At 46.7% G+C, this 24,723-nt stretch carries 24 protein-coding genes; 18 read left to right on the forward strand and 6 right to left on the reverse strand.

All coding sequences use genetic code 11. The features are described from left to right. The first annotated feature begins 78 nt into the window (after nucleotides 1-78). The 13 genes from pyrH (at nucleotide 79) to trxB (ending at nucleotide 12,080) form a co-directional block, all read left to right on the forward strand. Nucleotides 79-807: a UMP kinase gene (gene pyrH / locus ZMOB_RS00910; RefSeq protein WP_011240981.1), complete on the forward strand. Its 729-nt coding sequence runs from the start codon at nucleotides 79-81 to the stop codon at nucleotides 805-807. After that, on the forward strand, nucleotides 807-1,364 hold the full coding sequence (gene frr, locus ZMOB_RS00915) for a ribosome recycling factor (RefSeq protein ID WP_011240980.1): 558 nt from the start codon (nucleotides 807-809) through the stop codon (nucleotides 1,362-1,364). The genes pyrH and frr overlap by 1 nt, the downstream gene beginning before the upstream one ends. Continuing rightward, nucleotides 1,361-2,107, forward strand: a complete 747-nt coding sequence (locus tag ZMOB_RS00920; RefSeq protein ID WP_012816944.1) for an isoprenyl transferase — start codon at nucleotides 1,361-1,363, stop codon at nucleotides 2,105-2,107. The genes frr and ZMOB_RS00920 overlap by 4 nt, the downstream gene beginning before the upstream one ends. Next, the gene (locus ZMOB_RS00925) at nucleotides 2,104-2,733 is read left to right on the forward strand and encodes a phosphatidate cytidylyltransferase (protein ID WP_014500368.1); all 630 of its coding nucleotides are present in this window, start codon (nucleotides 2,104-2,106) and stop codon (nucleotides 2,731-2,733) included. Before ZMOB_RS00920 ends, ZMOB_RS00925 begins: the two co-directional genes overlap by 4 nt. Further along, nucleotides 2,733-3,899: a 1-deoxy-D-xylulose-5-phosphate reductoisomerase gene (gene dxr, locus ZMOB_RS00930; protein ID WP_014500369.1), complete on the forward strand. Its 1,167-nt coding sequence runs from the start codon at nucleotides 2,733-2,735 to the stop codon at nucleotides 3,897-3,899. Before ZMOB_RS00925 ends, dxr begins: the two co-directional genes overlap by 1 nt. Beyond that, nucleotides 3,896-5,026 carry an RIP metalloprotease RseP gene (rseP, locus tag ZMOB_RS00935; protein ID WP_014500370.1) on the forward strand — a complete coding sequence of 377 codons (1,131 nt, stop codon included), beginning with the start codon at nucleotides 3,896-3,898 and terminating at the stop codon, nucleotides 5,024-5,026. The genes dxr and rseP overlap by 4 nt, the downstream gene beginning before the upstream one ends. A gap of 128 nt (nucleotides 5,027-5,154) precedes the next feature. Then, a complete protein-coding gene (bamA, locus tag ZMOB_RS00940) occupies nucleotides 5,155-8,382 on the forward strand; it encodes an outer membrane protein assembly factor BamA (RefSeq protein WP_014500371.1) in 3,228 nt (1,075 codons plus the stop codon). After that, entirely contained in the window at nucleotides 8,382-9,053 is a 672-nt protein-coding gene (locus ZMOB_RS00945) for an OmpH family outer membrane protein (RefSeq protein ID WP_011240974.1), read from the forward strand. The genes bamA and ZMOB_RS00945 overlap by 1 nt, the downstream gene beginning before the upstream one ends. 6 nt (nucleotides 9,054-9,059) lie before the next feature. After that, nucleotides 9,060-9,536 (forward strand): 3-hydroxyacyl-ACP dehydratase FabZ, encoded by a 477-nt coding sequence (gene fabZ, locus ZMOB_RS00950; RefSeq protein ID WP_011240973.1) that lies wholly within the window; start codon nucleotides 9,060-9,062, stop codon nucleotides 9,534-9,536. Between the two features lie 128 nt (nucleotides 9,537-9,664). Continuing rightward, entirely contained in the window at nucleotides 9,665-9,892 is a 228-nt protein-coding gene (gene rpmE / locus ZMOB_RS00955) for a 50S ribosomal protein L31 (RefSeq protein ID WP_011240972.1), read from the forward strand. Between the two features lie 59 nt (nucleotides 9,893-9,951). Continuing rightward, a complete protein-coding gene (locus ZMOB_RS00960; protein WP_012816949.1) occupies nucleotides 9,952-10,305 on the forward strand; it encodes a VanZ family protein in 354 nt (117 codons plus the stop codon). An 88-nt stretch (nucleotides 10,306-10,393) separates the two neighbouring features. Further along, nucleotides 10,394-10,813 (forward strand): CatA-like O-acetyltransferase, encoded by a 420-nt coding sequence (locus ZMOB_RS00965; protein ID WP_252507289.1) that lies wholly within the window; start codon nucleotides 10,394-10,396, stop codon nucleotides 10,811-10,813. Between the two features lie 310 nt (nucleotides 10,814-11,123). Then, entirely contained in the window at nucleotides 11,124-12,080 is a 957-nt protein-coding gene (gene trxB / locus ZMOB_RS00970) for a thioredoxin-disulfide reductase (RefSeq protein WP_012816950.1), read from the forward strand. Between the two features lie 705 nt (nucleotides 12,081-12,785). Here trxB and ilvC read toward each other — a convergent pair. From ilvC to miaA, 4 genes are all read right to left on the reverse strand, one after another. Then, a complete protein-coding gene (gene ilvC, locus ZMOB_RS00975) occupies nucleotides 12,786-13,805 on the reverse strand; it encodes a ketol-acid reductoisomerase (protein WP_011240968.1) in 1,020 nt (339 codons plus the stop codon). Between the two features lie 45 nt (nucleotides 13,806-13,850). Next, a complete protein-coding gene (ilvN, locus tag ZMOB_RS00980; protein ID WP_011240967.1) occupies nucleotides 13,851-14,363 on the reverse strand; it encodes an acetolactate synthase small subunit in 513 nt (170 codons plus the stop codon). Nucleotides 14,364-14,384: 21 nt separating this feature from the next. Further along, a complete protein-coding gene (gene ilvB, locus ZMOB_RS00985) occupies nucleotides 14,385-16,172 on the reverse strand; it encodes a biosynthetic-type acetolactate synthase large subunit (protein WP_014500372.1) in 1,788 nt (595 codons plus the stop codon). A 153-nt stretch (nucleotides 16,173-16,325) separates the two neighbouring features. Continuing rightward, nucleotides 16,326-17,264, reverse strand: a complete 939-nt coding sequence (miaA, locus tag ZMOB_RS00990; protein WP_014500373.1) for a tRNA (adenosine(37)-N6)-dimethylallyltransferase MiaA — start codon at nucleotides 17,262-17,264, stop codon at nucleotides 16,326-16,328. Between miaA and serB the strand changes: the two genes are divergently transcribed. The 3 genes from serB to ZMOB_RS01005 all read left to right on the forward strand — a co-directional run bounded on the left by serB (nucleotide 17,257) and on the right by ZMOB_RS01005 (nucleotide 21,478). Further along, nucleotides 17,257-18,138, forward strand: a complete 882-nt coding sequence (gene serB, locus ZMOB_RS00995) for a phosphoserine phosphatase SerB (protein WP_014500374.1) — start codon at nucleotides 17,257-17,259, stop codon at nucleotides 18,136-18,138. The two genes, miaA and serB, sit on opposite strands and share 8 nt — an antisense overlap. A gap of 423 nt (nucleotides 18,139-18,561) precedes the next feature. Then, complete coding sequence (locus ZMOB_RS01000) at nucleotides 18,562-20,007, forward strand: cytochrome-c peroxidase (protein WP_014500375.1); 1,446 nt, start codon at nucleotides 18,562-18,564, stop codon at nucleotides 20,005-20,007. 124 nt (nucleotides 20,008-20,131) lie between these two features. After that, nucleotides 20,132-21,478, forward strand: a complete 1,347-nt coding sequence (locus ZMOB_RS01005; RefSeq protein WP_041573416.1) for a TldD/PmbA family protein — start codon at nucleotides 20,132-20,134, stop codon at nucleotides 21,476-21,478. A 54-nt stretch (nucleotides 21,479-21,532) separates the two neighbouring features. On the opposite strand, the gene ZMOB_RS01010 is transcribed toward ZMOB_RS01005, so the two are convergent. Both ZMOB_RS01010 and ZMOB_RS01015 read right to left on the reverse strand, forming a co-directional pair. Continuing rightward, nucleotides 21,533-22,390 carry a hypothetical protein gene (locus ZMOB_RS01010; protein WP_252507290.1) on the reverse strand — a complete coding sequence of 286 codons (858 nt, stop codon included), beginning with the start codon at nucleotides 22,388-22,390 and terminating at the stop codon, nucleotides 21,533-21,535. 54 nt (nucleotides 22,391-22,444) lie between these two features. After that, a complete protein-coding gene (locus tag ZMOB_RS01015; RefSeq protein ID WP_011240960.1) occupies nucleotides 22,445-23,074 on the reverse strand; it encodes a carbonic anhydrase in 630 nt (209 codons plus the stop codon). A gap of 100 nt (nucleotides 23,075-23,174) precedes the next feature. On the opposite strand from ZMOB_RS01015, the gene lipA reads away from it, so the two are divergent. Both lipA and ZMOB_RS01025 read left to right on the forward strand, forming a co-directional pair. After that, a complete protein-coding gene (gene lipA, locus ZMOB_RS01020; RefSeq protein ID WP_014500378.1) occupies nucleotides 23,175-24,146 on the forward strand; it encodes a lipoyl synthase in 972 nt (323 codons plus the stop codon). After that, a complete protein-coding gene (locus tag ZMOB_RS01025; protein WP_014500379.1) occupies nucleotides 24,146-24,589 on the forward strand; it encodes a type II toxin-antitoxin system RatA family toxin in 444 nt (147 codons plus the stop codon). The genes lipA and ZMOB_RS01025 overlap by 1 nt, the downstream gene beginning before the upstream one ends. Nucleotides 24,590-24,723: the final 134 nt, after the last annotated feature.

Here is a 24,723-nt window from a genome sequence, read left to right on the forward strand (position 1 = left end):
ATCCTTTACTTGGCATAGCGATATTTACTGATAGAAGTAGAGCTTACCTTGTTTCGATAGTCACGAGAGGTATTGACGGTGTATAAACGCCCGCGCTTCAACCGTGTCCTGCTTAAATTGTCAGGCGAAGTGTTGATGGGTCCCGGCCAATTCGGGATTGATCCGGCGACTGTCGCCCGCGTTGCCGATGAAATTCGAGCTGCCCGCGAAGCCGGATACCAGCTATGCATTGTTGTCGGTGGAGGCAATATCTTTCGGGGATTAGCTGCAACCGCCCGAGGTATTGAACGCAGCAGTGCTGACTATATGGGTATGCTGGCAACCGTAATGAACGCGATTGCTGTCCAAAATGCGCTTGAAAATCTTGGCGTTGATACCCGTGTTCAATCCGCTATTCCGATGCCGACCGTTTGTGAGCCTTTTATCCGTCGGCGTGCCGAAAGGCATATGGAAAAGGGTCGGGTCGTTATTTTTGCAGCCGGTACGGGTAATCCCTTTTTTACCACTGATAGCGGTGCGGCCTTGCGTGCAGCTGAAATGAAATGCGATGCCTTGTTTAAAGGCACTTCTGTTGATGGTGTCTATGATGCCGATCCCAAAAAGGTAAAAGAAGCCAGACGCTATGACTGCGTTTCTTTTAATCGTGTTCTTGCTGACGACTTGAAAGTTATGGATGCAAGCGCAACCGCTTTATGTCGCGATAACAATATCCCGATCGTTGTTTTCAATATTCGGGAACAAGGCAATTTTAGCCGTGTTCTTAAGGGCGACGGTGTGTCAACGATAGTATGTAATGAGGAAGAATAATGGCTGCCTATAATAAAGCCGATCTGGAACGGCGTATGAAAGGCGCAGTGGAATCATTGAAGAGTGATTTCTCCGGTCTCAGAACAGGACGCGCCTCGACCAGTTTGCTCGATCCGGTTACCGTTGATGTTTACGGTGCCAATATGCCCCTTAATCAGGTGGCGACTGTTTCTGTCCCCGAACCCCGTATGATTACTGTTCAGGTCTGGGACAAAAGCAATGTCACGCCCGTGGATAAGGCCATCCGTTCAGCTGGTTTAGGTTTGAACCCTGTGGTTGATGGTCAGATGCTTCGTTTGCCTATTCCTGATTTGACGGAAGAACGTCGTAAAGAGCTGGCAAAACTGGTCGGACAATATTCTGAAAAAGCACGTATTGCTGTCCGCAATGTTCGCCGCGATGGTAATGACCAGATCAAGCAGGATGAAAAGAAAAACGAAATCAGCGAAGACGAGAAGAAGCGCTTCGAAAATGAAGTGCAGAAACTGACGGATAAGACAATCGCTGATATCGATGCGCTGGCTGTGCATAAAGAAAAGGAAATCCTTGGCAAGTGATAGCCCCGCTGGCCAATTCTGCGGTAAAACCGCATAAGTCCGCATCCTTTGTGCCTCGTCATGTTGCCATCATTATGGATGGCAATGGACGATGGGCTTCTGCGCGCCATTTACCTAGAATTGCTGGGCACAAAAAGGGTGCCGATGCGGTCAAAACAACGGTGCGGGCTGCCGCGGAGATGGGTATTGAGGTTCTAACCTTATATGCTTTTTCTTCTGAAAATTGGCGCCGTCCTGCTAGCGAAGTCGCTGATCTTATGGGATTATTGCGGCTTTGCCTTCGGCAGGAAATGCACAACATCAAAGAGCGTGGCATCTGCCTTAAGGTGATTGGCGATTATACACGCCTCGATCAGGATCTGGTCGCTTTACTCAATCAAGCGATTGAAATTACCGCTAATAACACAAGGCTAACTTTAGTTTTTGCCTTGAATTATGGCGCACAAGACGAATTGGTGCATGTCACTAAACGCATTGCAGAGAAGGCTAGAGAAGGGCAGCTTGATCCCGAAAATATTGATGTCGGGACAATTGAATCTCTGTTATATACCCATGATTTACCGCCCCTTGATCTAGTTATCAGAACTTCTGGTGAAAAGCGCTTGTCCAATTTCTTATTATGGCAAGCCGCTTATGCGGAGTTACTGTTTATAGATACCTTATGGCCTGATTTCGGCAGCGAAACTCTGAAAGCTGCGGTAGAAGAATATGCACGCCGAGAAAGGCGCTATGGTGGCTTGTGAGTGAGCTAAAACTTCGTATTATTGTTGGACTCTTATTAGCGGTTCTGGCAGTTGGCCTTATCTGGGCGGGCGGCTATGTCTTTGCTCTATCGGCTGCGGTCATCGCTGCCTTAATATTCCGCGAATGGCGGCATCTGACCGGCGCCTCTTTAGGCTGGATAATTGCCGGTTTTTTTTATGCCCTTTTACCCGTATTAGCACTGACTTCATTGCGATTGCAGCCTAATGGCCTATGGCTGGTAAGCTGGATTGTGGCGGTTACAGCCGCAACCGATATCGGGGCTTTTTTTTCGGGGAGGCTCATTGGCGGCGCCAAAATATGTCCGGCCTTAAGTCCGAAAAAGACGTGGAGTGGCCTGATCGGTGGAATGATAGCGGCGGCTATTACGGCTTATTTTATTGCAGATTTTGGTCAGCTTCCTTCAGTCATGAAGATAGCTGGTGCGCCTATGGCTGTTGTTGCTCAAGCCGGTGACTTTTTTGAAAGCTGGCTAAAAAGACGCGCCAACGTCAAAGATTCCGGCAATCTTTTACCCGGTCATGGCGGTATTATGGACCGTGTCGATGGACTACTGCCAGTGGCCTTACTGACGGATATTTTAATAAAAATTGGAGCTTTTCTGTGATGAGTCAGCCAAGAACAGTCACTGTTTTAGGGGCGACCGGATCCATTGGTCATTCAACACTGGATTTAATCGAACGGAATTTAGATCGGTATCAGGTCATCGCTTTGACCGCCAACCGCAATGTCAAAGATCTGGCCGATGCGGCGAAAAGAACGAATGCCAAGCGGGCGGTTATCGCTGACCCGTCGCTTTATAATGATCTGAAAGAGGCTTTGGCCGGAAGCTCTGTTGAGGCAGCCGCGGGTGCTGATGCCTTGGTCGAAGCCGCCATGATGGGTGCCGATTGGACAATGGCAGCCATTATCGGTTGCGCCGGTCTAAAAGCGACGCTTGCAGCTATTCGCAAGGGCAAAACGGTCGCTTTGGCCAACAAGGAATCCTTAGTTTCAGCTGGCGGATTGATGATCGATGCCGTGCGGGAACATGGCACGACGCTTCTCCCCGTCGATTCCGAGCATAACGCTATTTTCCAATGCTTCCCGCATCATAATCGCGACTATGTTCGCCGGATTATTATTACGGCCAGCGGAGGTCCCTTCAGAACAACGTCTCTTGCCGAAATGGCAACGGTCACGCCAGAACGCGCGGTTCAGCATCCCAACTGGTCAATGGGTGCCAAAATTTCTATCGATTCTGCTACAATGATGAATAAAGGGCTTGAATTGATAGAAGCCTTTCATCTCTTCCAGATTCCATTAGAAAAATTTGAAATTTTGGTTCATCCTCAGTCAGTTATTCACTCCATGGTGGAATATTTGGATGGTTCTATCCTTGCCCAGATCGGTAGTCCTGATATGAGAACACCGATCGGTCATACTTTGGCTTGGCCAAAGCGGATGGAAACTCCAGCCGAATCGTTGGATTTTACCAAATTGCGCCAGATGGATTTTGAGGCACCGGATTATGAACGTTTTCCGGCGTTAACTTTGGCAATGGAATCCATCAAATCAGGTGGGGCTCGTCCCGCTGTAATGAATGCCGCTAATGAAATCGCTGTGGCGGCCTTCCTTGATAAGAAAATCGGTTTTCTTGATATCGCTAAAATTGTCGAGAAAACATTAGATCATTATACACCCGCAACCCCGTCTTCTTTGGAAGATGTCTTTGCGATCGACAATGAAGCGCGGATACAAGCCGCTGCTTTAATGGAGAGTTTGCCCGCGTGAATGCATATTCGGGGATAATGTTTTCGATCCTTAGTTTTATCGCGGTTATTGGTCCGCTGGTTTTTGTTCATGAGTTAGGACATTATGCCGTTGCCCGATTTTTTGGGGTAAAAGCAGATGTCTTTTCGATTGGCTTTGGGCCAGAAATTTTCGGATGGACAGATCGCTTGGGGACAAGATGGCGGGTCGCCTGCTTGCCTTTTGGTGGTTATGTCCGCTTCGCCGGAGATATGGATCCTGCCAGTTCTGGCAGACCGTCAAGCGAATGGTTAGCGTTATCTCCCGAGGACAGAGCCAAGACATTTCAGGCTAAAAAAGCATGGCATCGCTTTTTGATTGTCTTGGCTGGGCCTTTAACAAATATTTTTGTTGCTATTCTACTTTTTGCTGCTGTTTTTTCAGTGCATGGCGTTGCCAGAAGCCCATCTGTAGTTTCAGCTATCGTTCCGCATTCCGCTGCAGACACTGCCGGATTAAAAGTCGGTGACAAAATCACTGCGGTTAACAGCTATAAAGTCAATTATTTCAATGATCTTCAGCCTGTTGTTCAGATGCACCCTGATGAACAAGTTCTCATAAAATTAGTCAGAGACGGGCGGGCGATGGACGTCAAGGTCCATCTGAAAGCAGAGCATTTTCAAGACCGTTTCGGTAATAGCAGTCGTATTGGTCTGTTAGGAATTTTAGGAGGCGCGCCGGTAATTGTTCGTCTCCCCTTGACCGAGATTCCTCAGGCCGCTACTTCTGCCGTAGGCACTATGCTCCATGAGCAAATTGATGGCATCGGCCAGATTATTACAGGTCGTCGATCCATGGACGAATTGGGTGGTCCAATTCGTATAGCCAGGATGTCGGGTCAGATAACTGAATTAGGTTTTCTGCCTTTCGTTCTTTTTATGGCGGCTATTTCTGTTAACCTTGGGTTCATCAATTTATTGCCAGTTCCAATGCTGGACGGAGGGCATCTCCTGTTTTACGCAATGGAAATCATAATAAGACGGCCACTTACGCCCGTTATTCAGACATGGGCTTTTCGCTTTGGCTTATTTTTGCTTTTGAGCCTGACGCTTTTTGCGACCTTGAATGATCTTGGCGTATTAGTCTGGCTAAAGCAGATTTTGGGATAAAAAATAAACTCAATTGATAAATCGAGTATTATCAGTTTTTGTTGAGGGGGTGGGGTGATGGCCGTTCCATCACAAAAAGAAGATAGCCGGAAAACGGGTGTCATTTCTGGAAAGAGGGCAATAATCGGGTGACGGCGCGCAATTTGGGTAATTCTGATCGTAACAATCGGCGTAACCGGCAGAATATGCCTTTGGCTTCTTTTGTTATTTTAAGCACTTTGATGGGGTCAACTGCGATTCCATTACAGGCTCAGACAGTTTCAGAACTGGCCACTTCCCAAGCGGAACAAAGCAGTAATAGCCTTCCTGCCATAGATACCACGAACTCGACCAATGATGGAGCTTCGTTATCTGAAGCTGTATCATCAGGGCAGGCTACTTCTGATGTTGAAAAGAGCTCAGTAGATAGCACTTTAAATTCAACAGTCGAAACGGCAAAAGCGGTTCCCCGTCAGGCAAAAACAAAGGCTTCTCATGCGGCCAAAAATGTCAAAGAAGCCGTTCAAGATAGCGTCAGTAACGATAAAAATACCGTTACAAAAACGATAGAACAAAACACGCCGTTGGATAGCTCTCCTGTTGCTGAGAAGGCTAGCGCCAATACAACTAGCGATATGGCGACAGAAGATGCGAGCAATCAAAATAATACCGCTCCAGCCACGCCAGAAAATCAAAATCAAGTAGAGGCGACATCTTCTTCCAATGCGGGTGCAGCGGCTTCTCCTGCAGAAAATAGCAATGCATCAGCTACTTCTGAAAAGACAACGCCGACACAGGATAATACAACCGACACACCTTCCGCTGCTACCAGCCAGCAGGAAGCGGCTGCACCCACACCAGCGCCTATCCCAAAACCTGTTGATGGAACGATAAAATCTCTGTCCGTGGTCGGAACGGAGCGTCTTGAGCCTGATACTGTGCTTTCTTATACGAAGTTAAGGGCAGGGCAGCGTTACAATTCCGAAATCTTGGATAGCGCGATTCAGGATTTATACGCGACACAGCTTTTTTCTGATGTCGTTATTGAAGATAATCCGGAACATCCCGGTAGCTTGACCCTTCAAATCCACGAAAACCCAATTATCAACCGGATCGTTCTTGAAGGAAACAAGCGCCTTAAAGAAGATAAAATCCGTCCTGAAATCAAGCTCGCTCCGAGACAGATTTTTACCCGTGATGCGGTGCGTGCAGATGTTTCCCGCATCATCGAGTTATATCGGCGGCAAGGCCGATTTGCGGCGACGGTTGAGCCTAAGATGGTTCGGCTAGAGCAGAATCGTGTTGATATCGTTTTTGAAATCACCGAAGGGCCTAAATCAAAAGTTCGCCAGATCAATATTATCGGGAATAAGCATTTTTCCGATGCCCAGCTTAGAAAAGCAATGGCCACCAAACAGGCGCGTTTCTGGCGTTTCATGAGTTCAGGTGCCAGCTATGATCCTGATAAATTGGCCTATGACCAACAAAAGCTGCGTCAATTCTATCTGGTTAACGGTTATGCCGATTTCCGCGTTGTTTCTGCCATTGCGGAATTAACGCCTGATCGCCGTGATTTCATCATTACTTATGTCGTCGAAGAAGGCGATCGTTATAAATTCGGCGATATCACGCTTGATTCTCAAATTCGGGATGTGAAGGCAGAAAACTTTAAATCTTTGGTCAAAATCAAAAAAGGCCAATGGTATAATGCTAAGCTAGTCGAAGATACGATTGATACTTTGACAGAAGCCGCTGGTCTTATGGGCTATACGCCGGATGTGAATCCAGATTTTACGCCGGATAAAGACAATCTGACGATGGGGATTGAATTCCGCATTGCAGAAGCCCCGCGTCAATATATCGAACGCGTCGATATCAGCGGTAATACGACGACTCGAGATAAGGTTATTCGCCGCGAATTCCGTTTGGCGGAAGGGGACGTGTTTAACCTATTAAGGGTGAAGCGTTCGCGTGACCGTGTTCAGTCTCTCGGATATTTTCAGGATCGCTTGGAAATTACCCAGCGTCCGGGATCGACACCAGACCGCCTAATTCTTGATACGAATCTCCAAGAAAAATCGACTGGACAGCTTTCTGTTTCGGCCGGTTATTCCAGCCTTGAACGTATTCTTTTGGATATCTCAATCCAGCAGAATAACTTTATGGGTAAGGGACAAAGTGTCCGCGCCTCGGCTAACTGGTCTTATTATTCAAAATCCGTCGATCTCGGCTTTACAGAACCTTATCTGTTCGACCATGCGATCGCTTTTGGTGGCGATATCTTCCGAAACGATTATAACGCCTTCAACTATATGAACGGGACGGATCGTAATACGACCTACCGGCAGGCTTCGACAGGGCTCCAGCTACGCGCTGGTATTCCGATCACCGAATATTTAAACCTGCTTTTGCGCTATAGTATCAGCTATGAAACGGTGAAAATCAGCAAAAGCAGCTATTATACAAATGGTCAGTGTGATCCTTTATTGGCTGGTCGCTATTTGTGCGAAGCTTTGGGCTCATGGGTCAATTCAACACTGGGTTATTCTATTGCCTATAACAGTTTGAATAACGTCATGCATCCGACCTCTGGTGCACGATTCACCTTCAGTCAGGATTTCGCTGGTTTAGGCGGAACGGTTCATTATCTAAAAACGCGTATCGAAGCGGCCAAATATTGGGATCTGACCCACGGCTTTGTCTTCTCCTTGCGTGGAGAAGCTGGTTATATTTGGGGTTATGACGGCAATGTCCGCTTGATTGACCGTTTCTTCTTGGGACAACCACAATTCCGTGGGTTTAATTTCCGTGGTGTTGGCCCTCGCGTTACCCGCCATTATTATTCTTTTGACGATAGTGGCAATCCAAGCCTTGGCGGTGAATCTTCCGATGACTCTTTGGGTGGTAGCAAAGAATATTTGGGTCACGCTGAATTGGAAATCCCGATGGGTGCCGGCGCTCGCGAAATGGGGTTGAGACCGTCTATTTTTGCCGATATCGGTTCTGTCTGGGGCGTGCCTAAACCTGCGCTGATTGATAGCTGCGGTTCTTCCGGTAAGTCACAAGGTCAGTGTCAGGTTACAGCACGTCAGGTTACTAATTCTAAAGGACAAGCCCTCTATACAGATAGCAGCGGTAACTATACAACAAGTGCTACGGGGAGCAATGGGACTAAAAATACGGCGGTTACAACTTCTGTCTCGCCAATTAAAGAATATTTCTTGGGTGATACGTGGAAACCCCGTATTTCAGTTGGTTTTGGTGTGAACTGGAATTCACCCTTTGGTCCTTTCCGAATTGATATTGCCAAGGCTATTGTCAGTCAGCCGGGTGATGATAAAAAACTTGTAACCTTCAACGTAGGGACAGCATTTTAATGAAGAAATTATTTGCCGGTGCAGCCCTTGTCGCTGCCGCAACTGCATCCCCTGTTTTGGCACAGACGGCTGCCATTGTTGATCTTCAGGGTGTTCTGATGCAGTCATCGGCTCTGAAACAGGCACAGACTCAGATTCAGGCGACGTACCGCACCCAAATTGACGCTTATAATAACCGTCGTACTGCGCTGGAAAATGAGTTGTCACAGGCTCGTGACGAGTTGGTCAAAATGCAGAAAAGCGGCGCGTCAATGACGGTTATGCAGCCGAAAATCAATGCGTTTCAGTCAAAGCAGCAGTCTGCACAGCGCGAATTGATGACTCTCGGTATGCCTTTCATTCGCCCGAATACCTATGCAGAAGAACAGATTACCGACCATATCGAAGAAGCTATGCGCGCGGTTATGACAACGCGTAAGGTCAATCTGGTTCTCAATCCGCAGGCAGCCATTATTGCTGACCCTTCGGCTGATATGACAAGCGATGTCGCCGCCGAACTGAATCGCCGTGTGACGAATGTTTCGATCACTCCGCCCGCTAATTGGGTTCCGGCTTCTGAACGCCAAAATCAAAGTGACGCGGGTGCCGGTGCTGCTCCGGCCGCTCGTGCTTCTGGTGCATCCACGAACGCCTCTGTTCCTCCGGCCGCTCGTCGTCCAACCAGCCGGTAATTTAATATGACAGAGACAACAGAAAAGGTTGAATCGATAGGCCCGCTTGACGTCAAGCGGGTTATGGCGGCTCTGCCTCACCGTTTTCCGATGCTGCTGGTTGATCGGGTCGAGACATTGATTCCGGGCGAAAAAATTGTTGCGATTAAGGCCGTAACAATCAACGAGCCGTTCTTTACCGGTCATTTCCCTGGTAATCCGATTATGCCAGGTGTTTTAATTGTCGAGGCCTTGGCACAAGCTGCCGGTGTTCTTGCCATTGAAAGTTTAGGACTGACCGGAACCGGTAAGCTGGTTTATTTCATGGCTATTAACGAGACAAAATTCCGTATTCCGGTAGAACCGGGTATTTTATTGCGGTTAGAAGTCGAGTTTTTACAAAAACGGGCAAAAATTTGTAAATTTAAAGCCCGTGCCTTGATTGAAGACAAAGTCGCGGCTGAAACAGAATTCACCGCAATGATCGCTGATCCAGCTAACTGATTTTTGCTTTAGCAAACAGCGTTTATTATTATTTGTATCTTGGCTGCTCTTGTTTCTTTGGCAAGAGCAGGCTAGATGCAGCTTCTCTATCCGGCTGGTCGGTAACCAGCTATCTAACGGAGTTTATCATGAAGCAGAATATTCATCCTGATTATCACTTTATCAAGGTTCAGTTGACGGACGGTACCGTATTCGAAACCCGTTCTACCTGGGGTAAAGAAGGCGACACCATGAAGCTGGATATTGATCCGCGCGTTCATCCGGCATGGACTGGCGGTCGTTCACAGTTGGTTGATGCTGGTGGCCAGGTTGCCCGCTTTAACAAGCGTTTCGGCGCTCTGTTGAAAAAGAAATAAGCTGTTATTTCGAGGTGGCTTCGGCCACCTCGTCACTTTATTATTGATGATATACCTTCTTGACCTCTTCTAAGTTACAATCCTACATCAAAGTCGTTTTTTGGCTGATGCTGTTCACGGCCTATGTGCTGGCTATTTTACCCGCACCTGATACGATTCATTTGGCACCCAGCGACAAAATAGACCATATTATAGCTTTCCTGACATTGACTATTCTGGCAGCTTTGGCTTGGCAAAAAACGCCTTCTTTTAAGATTGCTATAGGTCTTGGCCTTTTTGGCGCTCTCATTGAACTAACCCAAGCTATCCCCTTTATTCACCGTGATGCTGAATTGGCAGACTGGCTAGCTGATATCAGCGCCGTCTTTTTCGTGCTGCTTGTCAGAAATGCCATAAAACGATTTATGCTATAATAAAACGGGGTATCCTTCTTCCAGCTTGCTTTATACGCCATTCTCCGTGCCACTAATTCCGTGCCTCAGTTAAAACAGCGCGTTTTAAGTGACAAGGTTATCGAATATCCCAATATCGACGGTTATGACGGCAAATGAAGGCTTCCGGCAGATCTGGTGCAAAAATACGGCTGATTTTTTATCTTTTACGAAAGCCGTTACACCTCAAATTGAAATAGCGAAAACAACAGAGGCTGCGCCCCTTAGGGTACAAAAAGAGAATTTCTTCTGCGCCAGTTGTCTCCCGTGGGTGCATTTCAGCGCAATCACTCATGCCGAGTTTTCTTTTGGTTCAGCGGTGCCAACTCTGACATGGGGAAAATTAAAAGACGGCAAAATTCCGGTTGCCTGCAAATTCAATCATGCTTTTGTTGATGGTCTTCACGCCAGCCGCTTTTTTATGCAACTCGAATCTCTATTCGCCGATCCAGATTCGTTATGGAGAGAGCATCCGGTAGAGGGTAGATAAGAAGGTAAGGGCGATTATCGTTTAAAGTATGGTCTTTCTTAAGCCATCGAGAACAGACTTATTTAAACTTATGTTGCTGTTAGCAAAAATTGATTGCAGAAAAATCAGACCTTTATATCGTGGCCTTATAAGCTTGTCTTTTGCCGAAGGATTATCTCACTCTATATGGATGGGATTGTCACGGCCATAAAAAGGACGACTTTTTTTGTTTATATCCTGCTTTAAAATATTTCTCTTATAATGCCGTTTTTATTCTGCTGTAGAGTGACAATCTTTTTATCTCATTTCCCTTTTTGAAGGAGCGCTGGTGATGAGTGCTGATCCTATATCTACCCGTGTTTTTATCCTTGGTAGTGGCCCCGCTGGATTAACCGCAGCCATTTATGCGGCTCGTGCCGGATTAAACCCGATCGTGGCACAAGGTTTGCAGCCCGGTGGTCAGTTGACAATTACAACCGAGGTCGAAAATTTCCCCGGCTTCCGTGAACCCATTCAAGGGCCTTGGTTAATGGAAGAAATGCAAGCGCAGGCTGAAAATGTCGGTGCAAAGCTGGTCTGGGACATCATTACTTCGGTCGATTTTTCCCAGCGCCCCTATCGTTTAACGGGTGATGGTGGTCAGGTCTATTTGGCTGACAGTTTAATTATCTCAACCGGCGCACAAGCTCGTTGGCTTGGCCTCGAAAGTGAGACAGCCCTTCGTGGCAAGGGTATTTCGGCTTGCGCTACTTGTGATGGTTTCTTTTTCCGTGGAAAAAAAGTTGTCGTGATTGGGGGCGGCAATACCGCTGTTGAAGAGGCACTTTATCTGACAAATCATAGCCCTGAAGTGACGCTGATTCATCGCCGTGATAGCCTGCGGGCTGAAAAAATTATGCAAAAACGCCTTTTAGCGAACCCAAAGATCAAAATACGCTGGAATAGCGAAGTTGCTGAATTTATTGCTGGGGAAGATAGCGCCTTATCAGCAGTCAAATTGAAAGACACGAAAACAGGCGAAGAATCTCTCCTTGAGACCGAAGGCGCCTTTATTGCTATTGGCCATAAACCAGCCACGGAACTGTTTCAGGGACATTTAAAACTTGATGATGAAGGTTATATCGAAGTTACACCCGGTACGACCCAAACCAGCATCAAAGGCATTTTTGCTTGCGGCGATGTGATGGACAAGCATTACCGTCAAGCCGTTACGGCTGCTGGAACGGGCTGTATGGCAGCGTTAGAAGCCGAGCGTTTTTTAGGTGAAATTGATTTCAAGGAAGATTGATTTCTTATCCTAAGCTATCTTTGGCAGAATAATTTTATCCTATCAAAGCTAGGAGATTATTGAATTCTGATTGTCGCCTTTACAATACCGTTTTAAGCGCGCGCTTTTTATAAAGGCGACGAATCAGAATATTGAAAGGGTTGGGTGTAATCTTGAAACCCTATAACTGAATTATAAATAAAGAAGATGTGGCTAAGATAAAAAGACTTATAGAATCTGTATTTCTATAAAAGAGCGCACCACAGATTAGATCGATATTTTAGGATTACTTTTCATCTAAGGGCTGTAATAAATCAAAATATAAAATAATCACGTTATTCTGATTAGTTTAGAACCAGCGTTAATAGCCTTCAAGCTTTTACATAAGCGATTTTTTCTTTAACAATATCTTGTGCCTGTTTAAAATATTGGCAGATATTAGATTATTAACCCAATAGAATCAAAATAAAGCAAGGCTTTCCCTGCGTCCGTCAGTATGGCGCATCCATCGACAAACTCAATTCTTATGTGGCTTTTTATAGGCGCAGAAAGGGCTGCTAATATCGGGCAAAAGCCTTAATCGCAAAGAGGCTCCTTTGTGCGGATATTTAAGCTCTAAATAGCTTGAGAACGCTATTTGAGATAAAAAATACTGACAATTCGGCCAGATACAAGAAAGCCGGAAACAATGTTTCCGGCCTTCTTGAACAATCTAGTTCTTAAAAACTAGTTGCGAGCCTTATCAACCAGCTTGTTGCTGGCGATCCACGGCATCATTTTACGCAGACGTGCACCAACCTGTTCGATCGGGTGAGCAGCCATACGTTTACGGGCAGCCTTGAGTTCCGGCTGACCAGCGCGGTTATCAAGAACAAATTTGCTGACAAAACGACCGCTCTGGATGTCGTCCAGAATAGCCTTCATTGCCTTTTTGGATTCTTCATTGATGACCCGCGGGCCAGATACGATATCACCATATTCGGCAGTGTTAGAAATCGAATAACGCATATTGGCAATACCCGCTTCGTAGATCAGATCCACGATCAGCTTCATTTCATGCATACATTCGAAGAATGCCATTTCAGGAGCGTAACCGGCTTCAGTCAAGGTTTCAAAACCAGCCGTGATAAGCGCAGTCAAACCACCGCAGAGAACAGCCTGCTCACCAAACAAATCGGTTTCGACTTCTTCACGGAAAGTGGTTTCAATAACACCAGAACGGCCGCCACCAATGCCAGAAGCATAAGCAAGAGCGATATCATGAGCGTTACCGCTGGCATCCTGATCAACGGCGACCAAGCAAGGCACACCACCGCCACGGACATATTCAGAACGAACCGTGTGACCTGGGCCTTTCGGTGCGATCATGAAAACATCGATATCTTTGCGGGGTTCGATCAGACCGAAATGGATATTCAAACCATGAGCAAAAGCAATTGCACTACCAGGGCGCAGATTATCTTTTAAATCTTCGGCATAGATAGCAGCCTGATGTTCATCAGGTGCCAAGATCATCAGGATATCAGCCCATTTTGCGGCTTCAGCATTGGTCAAAACCTTGAAACCAGCATCCTGTGCTTTTTTAACAGAAGCCGAATCAGGACGAAGCGCAATAGCTACTTCAGCAACACCGGAATCGCGCAAATTCTGTGCATGGGCGTGACCCTGGCTACCATAGCCAAGAATAGCGATTTTCTTGGACTTGATCAGCCCAAGATCAGCATCACTATCGTAATAAACTTTCATTTTACTTCCTACTCTAATTCTAAACGCATAAATATCAGGTGAAACTTAAAAAGCATCCCGACCGCGCGCCATGGCTGCAATACCCGTGCGCGCGACTTCAACCAAGCCCAATTCACCCATAAGCTCGAGAAATTTTTCAACTTTTTCAGTTGTGCCGGTAACTTCAAAGATAAAACTGGCAATGGTCGCATCAACTACCCGGGCATGATAAACTTCAGCCAAACGCAAGGCTTCGATACGATTATCACCCACGCCAACCACTTTAATAAGGGCTAATTCCCGTTCAACATGGGGGCCAATGGCTGTCAAATCGACAACCCGATGCACCGGCGGCAGACGGTCCAACTGGTGAACCATCTGGTCGATGACATGAGGAAGGCCACTGGTCACAATGCTTAACCGGCTTATGGCGTTATCTTTTGTGACATCCGCAACTGTCAGGCTTTCGATATTATAGCCTCTGGTAGAAAACATGCCTGAAATCCGGGCAAGAATACCAGCAACGTTATCAACAGTGACAGAAAGCGTATGGCGCTCTATCACTTCTCCACTATCCATGATGGGCAAAGTCCTTAAAGATTAACCGCGAATGGTGGTCGCAGACGGAGGCGCAGCGGAAGGGGTATATTCCGGCTTCTTGACATGGTTATCGGTGATATCCGATTCCAAAATCATTTCAGTCTGGCCGGCTCCCGGCGGCACCATGGGCAAACAATTCGCTAATTGAGCAACCTGACAATCAACCAAGACAGGCCCCGGCGTTTCCAACATCGTTTTGATGCCATCTTCAAGCTGGGAAGGCTTCTCAATTTTAAGCGCATTCCAGCCATAGGCCTTGGCCAAAGCGACAAAATCAGGCAGCGCTTCTGAATAGCTTTGTGACCGGCGATGATCATAAAGCAAATCTTGCCACTGACGCACCATGCCCATGAAACGGTTATTCAAGATGAAAATTTTCACCGGCAAACGATATTGAGCAACCGTAGCCATTTCCTGAATATTCATCTGGAAAGAGGCTTCACCAGCAATCGTCATGCAGAGGCTGTCTGGATTACCGACCTGCGCGCCAATAATAGACGGGAAACCATAGCCCATCGTTCCCAAACCACCTGAAGTCAGGAAATGATTGGGAGAGTCAAAACCAAAATATTGAGCGGTCCACATCTGATGCTGTCCGACTTCTGTCGAGACGATCGGATTCTTACCCTTTGTGGCTTCCCACAGGCTACGGATAGCCTGCTGCGGCATGATCTCGTTACCCTGCTTGGTAAAGTTCAGGCATTGTTTGGCGCGCCATTCATCAATCTGCACCCACCATGCCGAAATATCCTGCATCTGGTAATGCTTTTCTTTCCAAAGCGCGACCATGTCCTGCATGACTGATCCGACATCACCCACAATCGGTAAGTCCACATGGATGATACGGTTGATCGAAGAACGATCAATATCGACATGGATTTTCTTGGAATGAGGTGAAAAGCTATCAACCCGACATGTCACACGATCATCAAAGCGGCTGCCAAGGGCAACCACTAAATCAGCGTCATGCATGGCAAAATTGGCTTCATAAGTGCCGTGCATACCAAGCATACCCAACCATTGCTGGGAAGAGGCTGGAAATGCGCCCAGGCCCATCAGGGTTGAGGTTACCGGAACACCCGTCAAGTCGGCCAATTCACGCAAGGCTTTGCTGGCATCGGGACCAGAATTGATAACGCCGCCACCAGTATAGAAAACCGGACGCTTTGCCTTGGCAATCATATCAAGAGCGTTGGTGATTTCGACTGGATCCGCTTTAACACGCGGACGATAACCGCGATGCATCCGCTTGTTAGGATCCGGTTTGATATAGTCGATAACCGCCGTCTGAACATTTTTCGGAAGGTCAATAACCACCGGTCCCGGACGACCGGAGGTCGCCAGATGGAAGGCCTCGACAATCGTCTGAGCTAAATCCTTCGGGTCGCGAACCAGATAGTTATGCTTGGTGCAATGGCGGGTAATGCCGATGGTATCCGCCTCTTGGAAAGCATCGGTTCCGATTAAATTCGTGGCGACCTGACCAGAAAAAACAACCAACGGAATGGAATCAAGCATGGCATCAGCGATGCCGGTAACGGCATTTGTCGCCCCCGGACCTGAAGTCACTATAACAACACCGGGTTTTCCGGTCGACCGCGCATAGCCTTCTGCTGCATGGACAGCCCCGCCTTCTTGGCGAGCCAGAATATGCCGGATGCCTTCATCCTGATAAAGGGCATCATAAATGGGGAGAACTGCTCCGCCGGGATAGCCGAAGATCAGATCGACACCCATATCCTTGAGTGTTTCAAGAACAATGGCGGCGCCGCTGAGTTGGCGACACATGCTTTATTTCCTTTTCGAAACCCCATGATCCAATCGCGATGATTGTCATGGTTCAGTTTGTAGCCTTGATAAGGGAAAGGCTAAAAATCTAAGTGAATTTAAAAACAGCAAAGGTAGAGGACGGCCTTAAAAGAATAAAACTATTCACGTCAACTATATTGATAATAATTTTATTGCGAAATCGTCAATTTTTTTAAAATTGATGTCATCGAAAATTTTTATCCAACTCTCGTCCGTCTGATGACGAAACCACGTTCTCTGCCTTTTGGCATATTGACGGGTAGCTGCCTTTGCTTTTTCGATCATTGTTAATCGATCAATTTCCCCTCTTATATAAGACGCTATTTCTCTTACGCCAATAGCCCGCATAATCGGTAAATCTGCCGGTAATTGACGACCCATTAGTCGAATAACTTCTTTCTCGGCACCTTGTTCCAACATTTGATCAAATCTTTTGTCGCAACGAGATCTCAAGATATTTGCTGGCGGTATAATGACAAAAGATTGCAATTTTATTTCATTGGCGATGCCGCCCGTTTTTTTCTGCTGCCAATAATGCAAAGGATGGCCCGTCGAACGCATCACTTCCAAAGCCCGCATAATGCGCGTCTTATCCGTCGGACGAAGCCTGTCTGCTGCCATCGGATCTTCTTGCTGTAGGGCACTATAAGCGTCTTCTACAGACATGGATCGGACTTCTTCACGTAGTTCGGGGGCAATATCCGGTATCGGAGCAATGCCCTCTAGCAAGGTTCTGATATAAAGACCTGTGCCGCCGACCAGAATAGGAAGTCTACCACTTTCATGGGCATTTTTTATTTCTTTTTTAGCCAGTTCCGCCCAAAAAACAGCCGATGCGGGTTCGCTGCCATCCTGAATTCCAAAGAGACGATGGGGTAATATTTTTTCATCCGCATCGCTCGGACGGGCTGTTAAGATTTGAAGATCCGTATATAATTGCGAGGCGTCGGCATTAATAATAATGCCGTTTGTTTTTATCCCCATTGCAATAGCTAATTGCGACTTGCCGCTTGCTGTTGGGCCTGCGATGAGGAGAACTGGATGTTTTTTAGGAGATTCGGATATGCTCATTGCTACACTGATAGCAGCAAAATCCTTGCCCGTAGATGCTCTTGATCAAGCTCGGTCGCTTCTGGCTTCAAAGGGCGGTAAAATCGGGGATCAGAAATGGCTGGCACCGGAAAAAGCGATTGATCTGTCCTTGGAAGATATCAGTCTGGCAGATGCACGGGCTGTTTTTTTTGATTCGATGCCGGGCATCGATGTATTTGTGCAAAATGACGAGCATCGTCGCAAAAAACTGCTGATATCCGATATGGATTCAACCGCGATTGCGGATGAATGCATGGATGAGCTGGCGGATTATGCCGGTTTCAGAAAAGAATCCGAAGAAATCACGATCCGCGCAATGCGGGGGGAATTGAATTTTGACGAATCTCTGAAAGCCAGAACCAAACTTCTGGCGGGTTTGAAAACATCTGTGATTCAGGAATGCGTCCGCGATCGCATTCATTTAACCCCGGGGATCAAAACGCTTATTCAGACGATGAATGCCAATGGCGCTCATTGTTTTCTGGTTTCTGGCGGTTTTCTTGATTTTGCTGTACCCGTTGCGAAAGAAATCGGTTTTGAAAAACCCTTTGCCAACACCTTGGAGGTCGAAGGCGATACATTGACAGGCCGGGTGCTTGATCCAATTTTAGGGCCTGAAACCAAAAAAGAAATTTTGCAGGAAGAATGCCAGCGTTTCGGTATTAAATTAGAAGAAACCATCACCTTGGGGGATGGCGCTAATGATATTCCGATGATCGAGGCCGCGGGCCTTGGCGTTGCTTATCATGCCAAACCACGCACAGTTTCTCACTCAGATGCTCATATCAGCTATGGTGATATGACAGCGATCCTTTTTGCCCAAGGCTATACGCCCGATGAATGGGTAAAATAAGACCTTTTCCCTTTCTAAAATTTCAGAGGTGGCTTTATTCCTGTTAAAGCCACCTTTTATTTTATCTTTTTCTTTATTCTTTCTTAGCTTTTCTGATTAAAAATTTTTGTAAATATAGCCAATATTTCCAATGAAATATCAGGTTAAAATATCTGTAAAGAACGAGAATTTTCTTATCACTTTAACGATAACTATTGGCATCATCAAAATCATCAAGAATTAATCAAAATTGAAATGACAGTTATGCCTTTTACTCTAAAAGGGATGTGCTTTCTGTCTTGGAATAAGGCCATATTTTTGTTAATTCATAATAAATAAAAAGGTAAATCATCTTCAATAGGGAATCGGATACTATAAATTTATAGCCGTTCATCCGATCATCTCTGGCGCTGGATTAAGATAACGAGGGGCAAGCACAGTTTTATGAATATCAAGGCTTTATTCGGGTCTGCGGTCGTCTTGGCAGTGGTGGCCTATGGGGCAACAACCTCTTATCTGGTTCATTACGATCATGAAACAGCGCCCAAACTTTCTTCGCTGTCCCCGACAAATAACAATCCGAAAGCTAAGGCTGCCTTTGATACAATTGCAGAAGCCCGCTGCGATTACTGTCATACCAAAGATGCTAAACTGCCTTTTTATGCTAGCTTGCCCGTTGCAAAACAGTTGATGCAGCGTGACATCAAACGCGGGTTACAGCATTTCCAGATACAACCGGTTTTAAATGCCTTGGAAAAAGGCGAAGCGGTCGATGAAGAATCCTTGGCAAGAATGCAGTTCGTCGTTGAGCATGACATGATGCCGCCGAAAATGTATCTTACCATGCATTGGCATGCCGCCCTTGGTGAAAAGGGCAAAAAGGCTATGCTGGAATGGATCAAGGAAAGCCGGATTAAAAATTATGATGCGGCTGGGCTTGTTGCGCCTCAATTTCAGTCGGAACCGATACAACCCATTCCGGCAGCTGATTTTTCTGACAAAGAAAAAATCGCCCTTGGGGAACGTCTGTTCTTTGATAAACAGCTTTCTGGCGATGGCACTTTAAATTGTGCCAGCTGTCACGGCCTGAACAAGGGTGGGGTGGATAATCTCGTCACCTCTACGGGTATCAAAGGACAAAAGGGTCCCATTAACGCGCCTACTGTTTACAATTCGGTTTATAACAAACTGCAATTCTGGGATGGCCGAGCAAAAGATTTACAGGAACAGGCGGCGGGTCCTGTCATGAATCCTCTGGAAATGGGTTCCCATGATTGGGCAGAAGTTAGCAAGCGCGTTATGGCACAGCCGGGCTATAAAGAAGCCTTTACAAAGGTCTATGGCGGTCAGGCCAATCAGGAACGTATTACCAATGCAATCGCTGTTTATGAGGCGACTTTGGTAACGCCTGACAGTCGTTTTGACCAATATTTAAAAGGCCATGAAAACGCGATCAACGAACAGGAAAAACGCGGTTACGCGTTGTTTAAAGATCTGGGTTGTGCTTCTTGCCATGTCGGTAAAGCGATGGGTGGTCAAAGTTTTGAAGTTATGGGACTTGAAGGTGACTATTTCGGTAAAAGAGGTCACCCAAGTGATGCCGATCAAGGCCGTTTCTCTCAAACGCATAATGCCCTTGATATGCATCGTTTCAATGTGCCAACATTACGGAATATTGAATTGACGGCACCTTATTTCCATGATGGCAGCGCCAAAACTTTGGAAGAAGCCGTTCGTGAAATGGTGCGCTACCAGACGCAGAAAGGCCAAATTCCTGAAAAGGATGTTCAGGATATTGTGGCCTTCTTGAAAACTCAAACGGGAAGCTATCGCGGCCATAATCTGGCAACGATCACAGAAGAAGAAGCAGGCATATTGCCTTCTAAATAATCATCCTCCTCTTTAAACAAGAGAACAGATGCCTCTCTTCCAAAAGGATAAAATCCTAATGAAAGAGGGGCATTTTTTTAAAAATTAGCTGTTATCTGTGGTCAGCTTCGCTTATTCCAATGGTATGTTAACTATATCGCAAGCAGAAGAACAGGCAGCCCGTTTGGTGGCTGCTGCATGTCAAGCCGGAGCCGATGCGGCTGATGTTGTTTTTGTCCAAGGACAATCCCAAGATATTTCCGTTCGCTTGGGACAACTAGAAGATGTGGGTCGCTCTGAAGGCGCAGAGATCGGGTTAAGATTGTTTATCGGACATCGTTCGGCCAGTGTTTCTTCTTCTGATTTTTCGAAAGAAGCCTTGGATGCCTTGGTTGAAAGAGCCGTTGCGATGGCACGCGAGGCGCCCGAAGATCGCTGGGCAGGCTTGGCACCAAAAGAATTGCTGATGCAGGGCGCAGCACCGGAAATCGAAAGCGATGATGGAAAAGAAATTGCTCCAGCCGTCTTGCGAGAGCTGGCCTTAAAAGCTGAGGATGCTGCCCGTTCAGTTGACGGTATTACAAATAGTGAAGGGGCTTCTGCCAGCGCAGGTCGCACGATTTTTGCCCTCGCGACGAGTGAGGGTTTCACTCGCGGTTCCAGCTCTTCAAGCTATGGCTGCTCTGCCTGTGTTATTGCAGGGCAGGGGGTTAATATGCAGCGTGATTATGATTTTCACGCCACCCGCTATTTTGAAGATTTAGACGCGGCTGAATTGATTGGGACAAGAGCCGCTGAACGGACAATTGCGCGATTGAATCCGACGCGGATTGATAGCGGTCAAATGCCGATTATTTTCGATCCACGCGTCGGTAGCGGATTCTTATCCTATTTAATTCAAGGCATCAGCGGCGGCGCTATCACGCGCAAGACCAGTTTTTTGTTAGACAGCCTTGGAAAGCCGGTTTTCAATGAAGGTATCACCATCAAAGAAGACCCTTGGCGGAAAAGAGGCATCGCCTCGCGTGCTTTTGATGGCGAAGGCCTACCAACAAAACCCAATAATATTATTGAAAAAGGCCGATTGAATGGCTGGTTGCTTGATTCAGCCGCCGCTCGTCAATTGGGCATGACCCCGACTGGCCATGCCAGAAGAGGCGTCGGGGGGCCTCCGTCAACAGGAACGGCCAATCTTTATCTGGAAGCTGGAAAGGTCACACCCGAAGAATTGATGTCAGATATCAAGCTGGGTATTTATGTGACCGAAATGATTGGCAGTGGTGTCAATATGATTACGGGTGATTATAGCCGTGGCGCATCCGGCTTTATTATTCGTGATGGGCAGCTTGCGGAGCCTGTTGCCGAAATTACAGTTGCCGGTAATTTGAAAGACATCTTTATGCATATGGTGCCTGCCAATGATCTGCGCTTCCGTCGCGGAACCGAAGTGCCGACTTTGCGGGTCGATGGATTGATGGTTGCTGGCCAATAATCCTTCGCTAAAATTTTATTGAGAAAGGCATGGCGGCAGAAGCCTCTGTGCCTTTTATTTTTTGGGAATAAGCGGAAATAGAGCCGGTTTCCGTCCTTTCATAACCCAAGGTTGCCCCAGAAACAGCGCGACCACCAATAATCCGGCAGCCCAAGCAAAGGATGGCGGGAAAGGATGACCTTTCATCCATAAGAAAAAACGGCTGGCAAAAGGTTCGATTGAAAAAATCAGCGCCATCGGGAAAGCCGACATAGCTTGTTGCGCCTTGTTTAAACAAAGTTGAGCCGCCGCCATCAAAATGGCCAAAACGATCAGCCCAAGGAAAATACCCGAATGAAAATCAAGCGGTAATGGGCGGGTTAAAAATAATGCGGCAGGGGTTATCCATACCGTTTGGGTAAGCAGGCCGATAACGGCCAAAGAAACCGGATCAATAATACGCTTTTTCAAAACATAATGGTTGCCAAAGAAGAAAGCCGCAAAAGCAAAAGCAGCCATAAAGGCAAAAAGATAACCATTATTCCAGCTTTTAGGCCAAGAGGGCTGTGCCAAAATCGCCAATGCCCCAAAAGCAAAAGACGCTGATATTAAAGCTATAGCCCCAGAGCGCGAAAAAATTTTCTTTCTATATTGTAACAAGAGAGCCATCACGACCACCAATGCCATGATCGTCGCGGTTTGTTGCGCTCCTATTTTGAGTAATCCGGCCATTTCCAGATAGAAAGAAGCCGATTGCAAGGACGCTATTGCTATAGCCCAAAGCCATTTTTTGGCAGAGATCGCAGGCGGATGGCCTTGGACGATAATCAGAAAACAGGTGGCTAAGCCATATCCTATCGCCATAACCGAGGCGAAAGCCGTATGATAAAAGGCTTGCCCCAAAACCAAAGACAGCGCGGTGTTAAGGAGCATAGCAAAAAAAGCTATCCCGAAATAAGCAAGCTGATTCATCGGGATAGGATAGGCCTAAAGGCGAATAAATTCGCTACTTTTCGGTTCTAACAAATGTAACGAACCATTTTCGATCGCAAACCATGCCCCATGCAGGTCGAGTTTACCTGCGGCTTCCCGATCTCGAACAAAGGGAAAACTACGGAGATTGGCAATACTGGTTCTGACGCCTTCATGTTCCAAACGGCAAGCAACATCAGATTCGTGGCCATGTTCGGCAACGACTCTGTCGCGGGCATCATCCAGCAAGGAAATCCAGCTTTTGATGAAGAAATCATCATCTTCGTCTTCGCTTCCGGTGCCTTCCAAAGAAGCTTTGATACCGCCACAGGCACCATGCCCCATAACTAGAATATCGCTTACTTCCAGCTTGGTTACGGCATATTCAAGTGCTGCCGATACACCATGATGCCCTAATTCTCTTTCATAAGGCGGCACCAAGGCACCCACGACACGAATAACAAAAATTTCACCCGGATTGGTATCGAATATCTGGGCAGGATCAACGCGACTATCAGAACAGGCGATAACCAGAACCTTCGGGTTTTGACCTTTTGACAAATGCTCCCAACGATCATGTTGGTCTGTCCAGTCACCACTACGGAAGCGCTGATATCCCATAATCAGTTTCTGAAAGTCTATCATAGAAAAAATCTTTCTTCATAGAATGAAAAATTGATAATTATCTTTTGCCTGTGTCTTGTCACACTGGCAAGTAACGAAAGGTATCGTTAAATATAAAGGTATGAGTAAAATTCCCGCACCTAATGAAAAAACCAGCCGATCCGATTCTGGTTCCTCGATTTTGCGTAAACCGGACTGGCTTCGTGTCCGTTCTCCCGGTGGCGCTGCTTTTAATGAAACCCACGGCTTGATACGGAAACTGGGTCTGGCCACGGTGTGCGAAGAAGCAGCCTGTCCCAATATTGGAGAATGCTGGACAAAAAAACAGGCAACCGTCATGATTTTGGGGGAAGTCTGTACCCGTGCCTGTGCTTTTTGCAATGTAAAGACAGGCCATCCCGACAAGGTCAATCCTTTGGAACCGGGGCATGTTGCTGATGTCGCTGCCGAAATGAATTTGGAGCATATTGTTATCACATCGGTTGATCGTGACGACCTCGAAGATGGCGGCGCTTCACAATTTGTCAAAGTTATTGAAGCTGTCAGAGCAAGAACCCCGAAAACGACGATTGAGATTCTGACCCCAGATTTCCGTGGTAAGCCGGATCATGCATTGGATATGATCGTCAAAGCCCGCCCCGATGTATTCAATCACAATCTTGAAACGGTGCCCCGTCTTTACCCGACGATTCGTCCGGGAGCGCGTTATTTCACTTCCTTGCGCTTGCTTGAAAAAGTGCGGGAACGGGACCCCTCTATTTTTACCAAATCCGGTTTAATGCTGGGTTTAGGCGAAGATCGTTTGGAAGTGCATCAGGTCATGGACGACATGCGGCAAGCGGATGTCGACTTCTTAACCTTAGGGCAATATTTGCAACCTACGCCGCGCCATGTTCGGGTAGAAGAGTTTGTTACACCTGACAGCTTCAAGGCCTATGCGGCGACAGCTAGAGCCAAGGGTTTTTCAATGGTGGCATCCTCTCCTTTAACGCGTTCCAGCTATTATGCCGGTGCTGATTTTGCGCGTTTAAAAGAAGCCCGCCAAAAGAAGTTGGAAAAAATAGCCGCCAAAAATAGCGGGAAGGGTGCCTAATGCCGCATTATACAGAATCAAAAATATTGCCCTATACGCCACAGCAACTTTTTGATCTGGTCGCGGATATCAGCCGTTATCCTGAATTTTTGCCATGGGTAATCGCCGTTCGGATTCGGTCTCGTGAAGAAAACAGGATGACGGCTGATTTGATTGTGGGCTTCAAGGCTTTTCGGGAAAGCTTTACGTCAAAAGTAACCTTGGATTCACCCCATTCGGTATCGGTTGAATATATCGACGGGCCATTATCCCATCTTCATAATGAATGGCATTTCACAGAAGAAGAAGAGGGAAAAACCCGATTAGATTTTATGGTCGATTTTTCTTTCCGGTCGAGAATTTTCGAGGCACTTGCCGGACAATTCTTTGATCGAGCCGTGCAAAAAATGACTCAAGCCTTTGAAGAAAGGGCGAATAATCTTTACGGTTTATCCGATGCCTAGCGGTTTTTTAGATAAATGGCGCCTTTAGAAAAAGGCAGATTACATCCTATAAAAAATAGGGAAAATCTATTCTGTCCTTGATAAGAAGGTTATCTTTTTTAGGCTCAGGACCTGTTAATTTCTTGAGTTGAGCG

It is taken from the genome of Zymomonas mobilis subsp. mobilis ATCC 10988 (assembly GCF_000175255.2).
GTDB lineage: Bacteria > Pseudomonadota > Alphaproteobacteria > Sphingomonadales > Sphingomonadaceae > Zymomonas > Zymomonas mobilis.